Origin of the sequence: Paraburkholderia terricola (assembly GCF_003330825.1) — a bacterium.
Classification (GTDB): Bacteria; Pseudomonadota; Gammaproteobacteria; order Burkholderiales; family Burkholderiaceae; genus Paraburkholderia; species Paraburkholderia terricola.
In genome coordinates, this window is record NZ_CP024942.1 from 862006 (window position 1) to 874048 (window position 12043).

At 64.2% G+C, this 12043-nt stretch carries 12 protein-coding genes; 2 read left to right on the forward strand and 10 right to left on the reverse strand.

Annotated elements, in window-relative coordinates:
* Positions 1–36 precede the first annotated feature (36 nt).
* Positions 37–249, forward strand: coding sequence for a hypothetical protein (locus CUJ90_RS22400; RefSeq protein WP_310122418.1), 213 nt, complete (start codon positions 37–39; stop codon positions 247–249).
* Positions 250–256: 7 nt separating this feature from the next.
* On the opposite strand, the gene CUJ90_RS22405 is transcribed toward CUJ90_RS22400, so the two are convergent.
* From CUJ90_RS22405 to CUJ90_RS22450, 10 genes are all read right to left on the reverse strand, one after another.
* Positions 257–1129 carry a hypothetical protein gene (locus CUJ90_RS22405; protein WP_083082249.1) on the reverse strand — a complete coding sequence of 291 codons (873 nt, stop codon included), beginning with the start codon at positions 1127–1129 and terminating at the stop codon, positions 257–259.
* A gap of 163 nt (positions 1130–1292) precedes the next feature.
* Positions 1293–1502, reverse strand: a complete 210-nt coding sequence (locus CUJ90_RS22410) for a hypothetical protein (RefSeq protein ID WP_073428668.1) — start codon at positions 1500–1502, stop codon at positions 1293–1295.
* Positions 1503–1533: 31 nt separating this feature from the next.
* Positions 1534–1800: a hypothetical protein gene (locus CUJ90_RS22415; RefSeq protein ID WP_073428669.1), complete on the reverse strand. Its 267-nt coding sequence runs from the start codon at positions 1798–1800 to the stop codon at positions 1534–1536.
* A gap of 114 nt (positions 1801–1914) precedes the next feature.
* The gene (locus CUJ90_RS22420; RefSeq protein ID WP_073428670.1) at positions 1915–2547 is read right to left on the reverse strand and encodes a response regulator; all 633 of its coding nucleotides are present in this window, start codon (positions 2545–2547) and stop codon (positions 1915–1917) included.
* Positions 2525–4174: a response regulator gene (locus CUJ90_RS22425; protein WP_073428671.1), complete on the reverse strand. Its 1650-nt coding sequence runs from the start codon at positions 4172–4174 to the stop codon at positions 2525–2527. The genes CUJ90_RS22420 and CUJ90_RS22425 overlap by 23 nt, the downstream gene beginning before the upstream one ends.
* A complete protein-coding gene (locus CUJ90_RS22430; protein ID WP_114163961.1) occupies positions 4171–6339 on the reverse strand; it encodes an ATP-binding protein in 2169 nt (722 codons plus the stop codon). Before CUJ90_RS22430 ends, CUJ90_RS22425 begins: the two co-directional genes overlap by 4 nt.
* Positions 6340–6452: 113 nt before the next feature.
* Entirely contained in the window at positions 6453–6758 is a 306-nt protein-coding gene (locus CUJ90_RS22435; RefSeq protein ID WP_073428673.1) for a hypothetical protein, read from the reverse strand.
* Positions 6759–6965: 207 nt separating this feature from the next.
* A complete protein-coding gene (locus CUJ90_RS22440; protein WP_114163962.1) occupies positions 6966–8414 on the reverse strand; it encodes an MEDS domain-containing protein in 1449 nt (482 codons plus the stop codon).
* 270 nt (positions 8415–8684) lie between these two features.
* Positions 8685–9689: a substrate-binding domain-containing protein gene (locus CUJ90_RS22445; RefSeq protein WP_073428675.1), complete on the reverse strand. Its 1005-nt coding sequence runs from the start codon at positions 9687–9689 to the stop codon at positions 8685–8687.
* 94 nt (positions 9690–9783) lie between these two features.
* Entirely contained in the window at positions 9784–11121 is a 1338-nt protein-coding gene (locus CUJ90_RS22450) for a leucine-rich repeat-containing protein kinase family protein (RefSeq protein WP_073428676.1), read from the reverse strand.
* A 201-nt stretch (positions 11122–11322) separates the two neighbouring features.
* Here CUJ90_RS22450 and CUJ90_RS22455 point away from each other — a divergent pair, with 201 nt between their 5' ends.
* A complete protein-coding gene (locus CUJ90_RS22455) occupies positions 11323–11946 on the forward strand; it encodes a methylated-DNA--[protein]-cysteine S-methyltransferase (RefSeq protein WP_114164678.1) in 624 nt (207 codons plus the stop codon).
* Positions 11947–12043: the final 97 nt, after the last annotated feature.

The following is a 12043-nucleotide window of genomic DNA, read 5'->3' on the forward strand; positions in this document are numbered from 1 at the left end:
CGCCTGTTCGATCGGTGGTGCGAAAGCAGACGGCTCATGCCGCTTACGTATCTGTTGCGAGGCTGGCCGCTGATCAACAGCGATGCGGAAGCGTTCCGCCGCCTCGGCGGCGCGCTGCGCGAATTGCGGCGGCATCCGCTGCACGGTTTGGACCGCGCATCTTTCCAGCAACTGTGCGAGTTGTCGGATTGCGTCGACGATCTGCTCGTCCCCTCCGCGCCGGCAACATGGGCCGCGCACAACGGGTAGTGGAACGTCAGCTCATCCAGTACGCGGCCGGTATGCGGCGGTCGGCGTCGGAGAGATAGGGATTGTCCAGCTCGAAGGTCTTGCGCGACGCGGGCCTCGCGCGCGCCAGCGCGTCCTGAATGTACGGATGCGAGTTGAAGAGCCGCATGTAGGCGCCGTTGCGATACGCCAGGACGAGTCCGCGCTCGATCGCCCCCGCCAGGGCTTCCTGGCCTGTGGCGACGTAAAAAAGAAAATCGGACCGGTATCTCAGCATCAACCTGTTTTCGACGACGAGATCAGGCTCGCGGCGCCCGCGTGCGTCCAGCTCGGCATACGCTTCCACGATGCCGCGCGGAAAGTAATCGACGCGGCCGCTCTGCGTCATCTCGAACATCGTCTCGTAGGTCGAACTCTGAATCGTCAGACCCGCCGCCTTGAGGATGTCGGTGTCGATCCAGCCGAGTCCCTGCCCGCCCGTGAACGCCTGCAGATCCGACAAGCGCTCGATGCGGTCGAAATCCCGTTGCCGGTCCTTCCTTATGATGAATAACCGGTAGCCGATCAGCCCGCGATGGATCGGAATGCGCACGACATTCAGGCCGCGCTCGGCGCGCGCTTCCATGCTCGTCCAATGCAGATTGATCGCACCGTTGCTGTTCGCCAGTTCGGCGAGCGCGCGGCCGCGCTCCATGACGATTTCGGCCTGACGCACGGAATAGGAGACGTTCGCCGTGCTCAACGCCAGGTCGAGGACGGCGAGAGCGAACGCGGCGTGCACGTCGCCGCCCGGACGAATGCGCGGATAGACGATATCGAAGTGGCCGGCCGGCGCGGCATGCGCGCCAAGCGTGACGCCTGTTGCGCCGAGCGCGGCCAGCAGGAAGCGCCTGCGATGCATGGATGGATAGCGTCTCGACACGGGAGGAATGCCGCGCCGGGATTGGCGCATCTCCGCACAGGCACCGAGCCTGTGCGGTTCCCCATCGTGCCACGCGCCACCTATCCTGACAAACCGTAATATCCCGCTGATGCAACGACGGCGGCAGGACGCCGCCGGCAGGTCAATGCACCACGCCGAAGATCACGTTGGCGCCTTCAGCAGGAGTCAGGCCCACGTTGAAGTAGCCTTCGAGCCTCACCGCGGTTGCATGATTGAGCACGAACGGCGGCTGGATGAAGCCGCTCGCGAATGCATGGTCATACCATTCGCTCATCCATGCCCGCAATTGCGTCTCGTAGTTCGACAGTTCTCCACAGTTGTCCGCGGTCATCCATGATCTCCCTTGTGGCGGAATGTTCATGTCACGCAACGAATGGTTCGAAGCTCATCCTGCACAGGTTGAGTTCCGGCGGGAAGGCATGCCAGCTACCGTCGTCATGTCTGAAGAAGAACAGCACCAACGGGCCGTCGGGCCGGCTGATCTCGATGCAGGCCCGGCATGTCAGGCCGTCCTGCGAACCGTGCAGCGAGAGCACGCGGACCGGCAGGGTGCCCGCCATGGCCTGCAATTTCTCGCGCAGCCCGCGTAGTAAGCTTGTCGTCGCAACCACGTCCGCCCCCTCGACCATCCGATTCGCATTGAATCATCGTGAGCCAATGCAAGGCGCTTTTCAGTCGGCGGCGGCGGATTGTGAAGTCAGGAAATGCTGGTTAAAGGTTCAGGATTCCCCTAAAGGCGTCTGTCACTCCGCAACGAGGCCATGCCGGATCGCATAGCGGATCAACTCGGCGTTGTTGGTGAGGCCGAGTTTCTGCATGAGACGCATCTTGTGGGTGCTGATCGTCTTGGCGCTGAGCGAGCACGATTCGGCGATGTCGTTGATGCTTTGGCCCGCCGACAGCATCCGCAAGACCTGGAATTCGCGGTCCGACAGGATCTCGTGCGGCGGCGCATCGCCCGAATGCGTCTCGAACACCATCGCGTCCACCAGCTTGGGATCGATGAAGCGACCGCCGGCGGCCAGCTTGCGGATCGCGGTGAGCAGCACCTCCGGGTCGCTGTCCTTCGTCACGTAGCCGGTCGCGCCGGCCCGCAGCGCGCGCGACACCACTTGCGCCTCGTTGTGGATGCTCAGCACCAGCACCGGCAGGCGCGGCTCCTCGGCGCGCACCCGACGGATCAGATCGACCCCGCTGATGCCCGGCATCGTCATGTCGAGCAGCATGAGATCGAACTGCCCCGTGCGCAGGCGTTCGAGCACTTCGGAGCCTTGCGCGGCCTCGGCGGCGACGACGATATCGGTGGTCGTCGCGATGATCTGTTTCAGGCCGCCGCGCACAATCGCGTGGTCGTCAGCAATCAGGATGTGGATCATTTTGGGTCCCGCCTGCGAGCGGAATGTGGATGGAAATGGCCGTGCCCATGCCGGGTGCGCTGTCGATCGTCATCTCGCCGCCGATCAGCCGGGCGCGTTCCTGCATGCCGAGCAGGCCGTATGAATAACCCATGTGCGCCTTCTCCGGCTCGAAACCGCAGCCGTCGTCGCTTACGTGAAGGTCGAGTGTCGCCTCGGTGCTGGTCAGCGTCACGTCGGCCCGGGTGGCGTCCGCATGGCGCCCGATGTTGGTGAGCGAAGCCTGAACGATGCGGAATACCGCCGTGGCGTACGCATCCGGCAGCACCGGCTCGCCGCCGTTGATGTGCAACTGGCACGGAATGCTGTTGCGCCGGCCGAAGTCCTCGATCAACCACTCGAGCGCGGAAACGATGCCGAAGTTTAACGCCGCGGGCCGCAGATGGTTAGCGACATTGCGGACCATCCAGATCGTTTTCTCGACCAGCTCGCGCATGTCGTCCGCCTTGCGGATCGCGTCCGGGTCGGCGCCGAGACGCATCTTCAGCAAGGAGACATCCATCTTCAGCGCGGTCAGCAACTGCCCGAGTTCGTCGTGAATCTCCAGCGCGATGCGCTTGCGCTCCTCCTCGCGAATCGCTTCCATGTAGGCGGACAATTCGCGCAATTGCTCGCGCGATTCGAGCAGTTCCTGCTCGATGCGCTTGCGCGCCGTGATGTCGTTCAGCCCCACGTAGATCGCGGGCGAGTCGCCGAACGTCCCCACGCGCGCGGTCGCCATCGCCCAGAACTCGGTGCCGTCCGAGCGCCGCAAATGGACCTCGGAGTTGCGAAAGCTGCCCTCGCGGCGCAAATGCGTCACCAGCCGGTCGCGGTCGCTCGCATTCACATAGAAATCGACGATATTGACGAGCGTGCCGGCGCGCACCTCGAGCCCGAACAGTTCGCGCAGCGGCTCGTTCGCATAGAGGATGACGCCTTCCGGCATCGACGTGATGCACAGCGGGATAGGGCTCGTCTCGACAATCGTTCGAAAGCGCGCCTCGCTGGACAGCAGTTTCGCTTCGGCGCGGCGGCGCTCGTCGACCTGGGCGGACAGCCTTGCATTCGACTGCGCGAGCTGCTGCGTGCGCTGCTCGACCCGCTGTTCGAGTTCATCGCGCGCGCGCGACAGAGCCGCCTCCGCCCGCATGCGCACCGCCACTTCGCTCAGCAGTTGGCGGTTCTGCTCGACCAGTTGCCGGTGCATGCCGCGCAGCGCCAGATGCGTCTCGATGCGCGCCATCATTTCATCGACCTGCACCGGCTTCGTCACATAATCGACGCCGCCGGCCGAAAAGCCCTCGATCATGTCCTCGCTGCCCGTCAACGAGGTCATGAAAATCACCGCGATGTCGCGCGTGCGCTCATCCGCCTTGAGCCGCCTGCAAGTCTCGAAACCGTTGATGCCGGGCATCGTCACGTCGAGCAGGATCAGGTCAGGCTGCGAAAACAATGCGCGCTCCAGCGCCTCCTCGCCGTCGAGCGCGACCAGCACGCGATAGCCGCGGTTCACCAGGCTGTCGACCACCACGCCGAAGTTCGCGGGCGTGTCGTCGGCGATGAGAATCGTCGGCCGCTCGCCGGTATCCGCGCCTTGCTCGCTCATGGCTGTAGCTCGCCGCTCATATGCCGCTCCACCAGTTGCAGGATCGCCCTCGACTGATACCCCCTCGCGAGCGCGCTGAGTTGCGCCGCGAACGGTCGATGGCGCCCATCGAGCGCCGCGATGCCCTCGGACCACGCGACGATGGCCTGCATGTCGCCGAGGCGCGCGAGTCGATGGAGTTCGCTCATCTGCTCGGGCGGCACAGGCAATGACGACGAATGAGCGAACGCCTCCTCGCACGTGGACGGGCACGGCGGCGCATAAATCCAGTGTAGGCGCAGCAGCGTGGCGATCTGCGTCAACAAGGCGTCGAACTCGACCGGCTTCGAGACGAACCCGCTCACGCCGGCAGCGACGCTCATCGCCTTGTCGCTGCCCGACGAACTGGCGGACATCGCAATGATCGGAACGCTCGCGAAGTCGTCCAGCCGACGCAGGCTGCGCGCCAATTCGAGCCCGTTCATGCCGGGCATCACGATGTCGGTGAGGATCAGTTCGGGCCGTTCGCGTTGCGCCTTCTCGAACCCGTCGCGGCCGCTGTGCGCCTCGACGGTGTCGAAGCCGAGGCGGCCTAGCAGATCGACCACCACCGCGCGATTGACCTCCACGTCGTCGACGATCAGCACTTTCCTGCGCGGACCGTCGTAACCGGTGAGCCGATGCGGAAGCGGCGCGGGCGCTATCGTCGGGAACGTGATTGCCGCAACGCCGGCCTGCTCCAGTTCGAACCAGAAGGCGCTGCCCCGCCCTGGCTCGCTTTCGACCGCGATCTCGCCGCCCATCGCGCGCACGAACTGCCGGCTGATCGCGAGGCCGAGGCCGGTCCCGCCGGCGCGCCGCTCAGGCGCGCCCAGTTGCTCGAACGGCTCGAAGATGCTCGCCAACTGGTCGGGACCGATTCCAATGCCGGTATCGCGAATGTCGAAACGAACGCGACCCGACGCGGCTTGGGAGATATGCAGGCTGACGCCGCCGCGATCGGTGAACTTCACCGCGTTCGCCAGCAGGTTGAGCAACACCTGCCGCAAGCGCCGCTCGTCGGCACGCACGCCGGCGGGCGCGTCGGCGTCGATTTCGCAGACGAAAGCGAGCCCCTTCTGCTCCGCCTTCACGCCGATGATGTCCCGAATCACGTCGACGAGCGCCGCCAGCGGCACGTCGCAAATCTCCACGCGCAGCTTGCCCGCTTCGATCCGCGCGAAATCCAGCGCGTCCTCGATCAACGTCAGCAGATGTTCGCCGCTGCGGCGGATCACCGCGACACGCTGCTGCTGCAACTCGTTGAGCGTCGTGTCGCGTCCGAGTATCTGCGCATAGCCGAGAATGCCGTTCAGCGGCGTGCGGAGTTCATGGCTCATATTCGCGAGGAATTCGCCCTTGGCGCGGTTGGCCGCCTCGGCCAGGTGGCGCGCTTCGCGCTCGGCCGCCGCGTCGCGTTCGTCGAGATACGCGTGATGCAGACGCTCGCCCATCGCATTGAACGCGGCCACCATGCGGTCGAGTTCGTCGGGCTCACGCGGCCCGCGGCGCGGCAAGGTGAACGGCCGATGCGGCTCGCGGAAATCGTAGCGTCCCACCGTGCGCGCGATCGCCGCGACATGCCGCATGACGAGGCGCGACAGAATGTAGATCGTGAAGAGCGAAACGAGGAACGTGTTGGCGGCCTGGGTCAGCAGAATCGTCACGGCGGCGTGGGTCAGCTCGTGATAAAGATCGGCAAGCGTCGCCTCGACGTAAAGCCGGCCGATCTCGCGCTCCTTGCCCTGCACGCTGTAGACGAGCGGAAACTCGCGCACGATCACCGGACCGGCGGTGCGCCGCCCGGCGCTCAGGAAAGCGGGCCCGTGCGGCTTGCCCGTCTCGCGAATCTCCACCGCGCGCACATCGGCCATGCGCAAGATGCCGTTCAGTTCCAGTTGGAGTTGCGCATTGTCGAGCCGCCATAGCGCTTCGGCGAGGCTGTCGCGATTGCTGCGCTCGATGTCCGCGAGGCGGTTTTCGATCTGCTCCACGCCGCGGTGGTAGTCGCGGTAAAGCTGCAATCCGGTCAGCAATAGCGTGACCGCGCAACTGAAGAGCAGCACGGTTGCGAAGAGCCGCAACACGACGCTGCTTCGGAAGCGGCCAACCGAATTCCACCATGCGTCGAACATGCTGTCTGCCATACGTCCCCGCGAGTGCTACGGTTCTTGTCTCGTCTATTCTGCACTCGTTGCCAAAGCGGAGTCCATGCACGCCGCTCGTCGCGCCAGCAAAGACGCGGGGTGACGGTTATCGCCTAGTGCAGCATGTTCGGCATGCGCAGCGAGGGATTCGGCAGAATCTCGTCGATACATAAAGCCAGTTCGCAGAATATCGGCCAGATGCGGCCGTCCAATGCCCCCGGGTGCGCCCTGCTCAGTTCGCGCAAGCCGTCGGCCAGCCGCCGCAAGGAGGCGGGTTGATTGTCCGGCAAGGGCCAGCAGTGCAACAGATAGCCAAGCGGTATGACGCTTCTGCTTTCGCACCACGTGTCGAAGAGCCGCAGGCATGCGCTGTTGACCTGCGCAACTGCATCGTCGTGGTCTGCCGGGTGACCGGTCATAACGGGACCGCCGAAAAGAAAATTCGATAGCCCATCCTAGAGGGGCCAAGAGCCGCTCACAGTAAGGAACGCCGGAAAAATGCGCAGGCGGTCTCCTGAATCTGGTGTCAGGAAATCCCGAATGTGAATGCCCGTGCTGGAAGCGGTACCGGCCAGCGCCAGGCGCCGCGAATCGGCGCGCCGGCAGGCACCTGGAATCAAGCGATCTCAGACAGCCGGCGCGGCGCAAACCGCCTGGCGTTCGTTTGCCTCATGCACGGCCGCATCGGCTGAGGTTGTCGTGCTCGCCAACGGCAAGCGCACCACGAACTCCGCGCCGCAACCGGGACCGTCCGAGAACGCCTCGACGGCGCCGCCATGATTCGCGACGATGTCGCGCACCACCGACAATCCCAGCCCGAGACCGTTGGCGCCCGACGCACAAGCGCCGAGTCCGCGCTCGTATGGCTCGAAGATGCTCGCCAGTTCGCCGGGCGCGATGCCGATGCCGTGATCGCGCACGCGGACATAGCAGTAACGTCCGGCGCGAGACACCGCGACGTCGACGGCATGCTCCGCCGCCGAATACTTGAGCGCATTCACCATCAGGTTGCCGAACACCTGCGTGAGCTTGCCGAAGTGGCCCTGCACGACGAGCGGCGCGTGGCCTTTCACCAGACGGATCGGCGCATGGTCGGGAAACCCCGCTTCGGCGACCTGAATGCAATGCGCGATCAGATCGTCGATATCCACAGGCTCGGGCTGAGCGCTTCCTGTCTCCGGCGACGCGCGCGGCGGCTCCGCCAGCGCGGGCGCGTGCACATTGGCGAATTCGGCTTGAGCGGGCTCCATCAATTGCTGGGCCAGTTCGCCAAGCAGGCTGGCTTGCCGCGATAACAGCAGCGCATAGCGCTTGAGTTGGTCGTCGTGGCCGTACTGCGTGTTCAGCAAATGGGCGAGCAAGCCAAGCGGCGTGATTGCATTGCGAATCTCATGACCGATCATCGGACCCATGGAGCGGTCTTTCGCTTCATCGCGCGCGGCGCCGAAGGATGCGATTGGCGGCTGCCGCACGCCTTGCCTCGCGGCCTGCGTGCGTGAACGCTCCAGGGGTTCGACGCGCGGCTCGATGGTCGCATCGTGAAGGCGCGCGATTTCCTGGCTCTGCGCGCTGCGCAGCCGTTGCACGCAGTAAGTGCACAAACCGATGATCGGCCGCGACGCGAGCCTGTCTTTCAATGACGCTTCGTAGTCGAGCAGCGCGATCCAATCGGTGCTTTCGTCGCAAACGGCGTCGCCGGCCACCCGCAGCCCTTCGAAGCCGCGCCCCAGCGCCTCGTTGATCGCGGCTGACCACAAGCCGACGGTGGCGCCGCCATTGAAGCCGCTTTTAGGCCGCGCGTAGAGTTGCGCGCCGTCGAGAATTTGCAGTTGACCCGCATCGATATAGTCCGCGAGCGCGGGCTCGGTTCGCGTGAGCATGTAACGGGCTTTGTCGGGTCCGAGCAAAGCGGGCGCGACCCACACGCCGACTTCGTGATTGGCGAGTCCCGCGTGCAGGAAATCCGCCGTGACGCTGAGTAATTCGCTACGCGATTCGTAGAAGTGACACAGATGGGTGCCCCAGGAAATGGGCCCAAGCGCGGAAAAACCGCTTTGACGAGTTCCGGTGGTCATCGCTTCCCTGAAAGTACGTGGGCCAAGAACCACAGGCGCGCTAAGCCGAAACCAATTGCCCGCGCGCTCGAAAATAAAACAAGGTGGCGGCACCTCGCGCGCGCGTTCACCGCATCCCGAAGAAGAGGATGCGGAAACAGCCGCGTTCGGGCTCCGCTATATGGGATTTACCAGCAGTCTCAAAGTACGTGACGGCGATTGTAGAAAGAATAGTTGTTTTCCCTAGTCACGTTTTTTCATACGAAAAGAATGGATTTATTCATACGCATGTCAATCTGCGCCGCTAGTGCCGGGCAGGGATTGCCGAGGCGTTTCGCGATTCGCGGCGGTGACGAGTTGCAGCGGTGTTTCGATCGTCCTCGACAACTCGCTCTGCTTCTTCAGTTCGGTCACCGCCTTCAACGCCACGTCGATGCCGAACACCGCCTGCCTGTCGGCAAACTGATTGACCGTCGCGAGTACGCGGCCGTCGGCAATCAGCGGCTTGATCGCCGCGATGTCGTTATAGCCGGTGACATAAACGCTGCCGGTTCTGCCGGCGTCGCGAACGGCGTCGGCCGCGCCCATCGCCATGTTGTCGTTGCCGCACAAGAGGCCGCGCATGCGCGGATAGGCGCCGAGCATTTTCGACGCGGCGTCCCGTCCCTTGCCGTATTCCCACTCGCCGGTCTCGACGGCGACGACGTTCACGCCTGCCGCTCGCATCGCATCGTTGTAGCCGGCCGTGCGTTGCTGCGCATTGCGATCCGCCGAACTGCCCTCGATGATGCCGACCTGATCGCCCGCCGCGAGCCGCCTTGCCAGATAGTTTCCCACCAGCATCGCGCCCTTGCGATTGTTCGGGCCGACGAACGGCACGGAAATGCCGGCTGCCTGCTGCGACGCGTCGTCGAGCGGATTGTCGATCGTGACCATGATGATGCCCGCCCTGATTCCCCGCGCGACGACCGACGTCAACGCCTTCGAGTGGGTCGGCGCGATGACGATCGCGCTCATCCTGGCCTTGATCATCTCCTCCACCATTTGAACCTGCGCGGACGTGTCGGTCTCGGTTGCCGTGCCCCGCACGGTCAAGCTGAACTGCGAAGCGAAATGCTGCTGGTAGTTACGCGCGGCCTGCTCCATTGCCACGGTGAACGGATCGGCGAGCGACTTCAGCACGAGCGCGAGGTTGGCCTTGCCGCCCGGAACCGCGCCGACACGCGCCGCGCCAGTCACGCCGGCGGCAGCCAGCGCGCCGGCAAACACCACGCGGCGGCGCATTCTCTGCATCATGGCTTCTCTCCTCGTCGGCACAGCCGGTGAACGGCCGTTTTGCATAGGGGCGAAAGCGGCTTTAACTGTCCGCCACGCCGCGGCGTTCCGCTCATCATTGAACTTGCAGCGCCAGCAAGGCGGAAGCGATTTCATCGAACAACGGGCGGCTGTCGATATCTTCGCTCAGGCAATTGTCCTTCAGTTCGATCAGCTTCGTTGCGGCGTGCGCCTGCGCATCTCGCCAGTCGCAGCGGTCGATCAGTTCTTCGAGCAGGCAACCATACGCCCGCACTTCCAGGCGCTGAAGCGCGACGCCGCCGGCGCGATCGTCGGCGGCATAAAACGATGCCGCGCCGAAATCGCCCAGCAGCGCGCGCCCCTGCCCGCCGTGCAGAATATTGTGCGCGTACAGATCGCCGTGCATCACGCCGCGCGCATGCAAATGACTCGCCGCCGACGCGATGCCGTATGCGATGCCCCATGCGCAGGCGAGGTCGAAGCGTGTGTGCGCGCCATAAATGTCGCGTGTGCATGAATCAAGGCTCGGAGGACCGGCGAGATTGCCGAAGCGCGGATCGATCAATTCCATCACCAGACCATGCGAGCCGGCCGGATGGTCTTGCACTTTTCCCGCTACCGGAATCAGGTTGGGATGATCGCCCGCGCGAATGCAGGCGGCCATCTCGCAGTCGGGCAAACCATCGCTCGTCACCGCGCCCTTGAAGAGTTTGACCGCGACCGGCCGCGGCGCGCCGCTTTCCTGATCGAGAAGCGCCGCACGATAGATCACGCCCGACGCACCCTCGCCCAATTGCTGTTCGAGTTTCAACGCGTCCCATTGAATATCGGCGATCGGCGTGTCGCTCAACGCCGCCGTCTCCAGCGCTTCGCTGAACGGATTGCCGGCATACGCCAGCCACGACAGCCGCGGCAGACGCAATAGCCACGCCGGCAGTCCGTCGAGTCGATTCGCCGCGAGACGCAGCAGTTCGAGCCGCGTGCAGGCGGCCAGTTCATCGGGAAGCGCGCGCAGCCGGTTGCCGGCCAGCATCAGCTTCTGCAACCGCGCACAGCCGCCGATTTCGGGCGGCAGCGCATCGATCTCGTTGTCGGTGAGGATCAGCCAACGCAGTTGCGGCGCAAGCGCCTTGCCCGACACCTGGCGAATGCGGTTCGCCTTGAAGCCGACCATGCTCAATTGCGAGCACTGGCCCAGCACTTCGGGCAACTCGGTGAACGGGTTGTCGGAGGCGAAGAGAATGCGCAACCTGGCGAGTCGCGGCAAATCGTCGGGCAGCGTGGTGAGCGCATTGCCCGACAAGTCGAGAACTTCCAGCGTGTCGGCCAGATCGAAAATCTCGCGTGGAAATTCGCTGAGTCCGCACGCTAGTTTCAGGTGACGCGTGCCCGCCAGTTGTCCGGCCCGCAGTTGTTCGAGTGTCGTGTTCAAAGTCGTGGAAGAGATGTCCGGTTGCCGCTGCGTGTCGTAGCGAAGCTGTCAATTCTACTGAGTCGCGGCCGGCGCAAGAACCGACGTGCGGAATCGACAAGGCTTTTCGCGCATAATCGGCCAATGAACGGACAAATGCGCCGCGCGTGGAGCAGATGCGCGGCGGTCGCAAGAATTGAACGGCAATATTCGGAGCACGCAGTGACCTACGCATTCAAGTTGATGGACTCGCCCGTCGGCCAGTTGAAACTCGTCGCCAGCGGCGAGCGGTTGACCGCCATTTTGTGGGAGAACGACAAGCCGAACCGCGTGCGTCTCGGCGCGATGATCGAAGCGAACGACCGCCCGATCCTGATCGACACCGAGCGTCAATTGAACGAGTACTTTGCCGGCACGCGGCGGAAGTTCGACCTCGCGCTCGACTTTCAGGGAACCGACTTCCAGAAGAAAGTATGGGAGGCGCTGTTGACCATCCCGTTCGGCCAGACGCGCAGCTACACCGAAATCGCACTGCAGGTCGGCAACCTCAACGCGGTGCGCGCCGTCGGCGCGGCGAACGGCAGGAATCCGATTTCCATCATCGCGCCGTGCCATCGCGTGATCGGCGCGTCCGGCGAGTTGACCGGCTTCGCCGGCGGATTGTCGAACAAGATGCTGCTGCTGTCGCTCGAAGCCGGGCAGACTTCGCTGGAAGCGGCGGCTAACGCGGAGGCCGTGGAAGGCAATCGCCACGCACCGCAAACACCGCAAGCGGAACACGCGCCGAAGAAACCCGCGCGCCCGGCGCCGGGTCGCGGAACCCAGGCCTCGTTGTTCGGAAACTGACCACGCGCGGCGGGGCCGTTGCGATGAATCATCGAGCACCCGACAACACAAAGACAGCCTCGGCCATCGCCGCCGCCAGCAGCGTATAAAGCCTCTA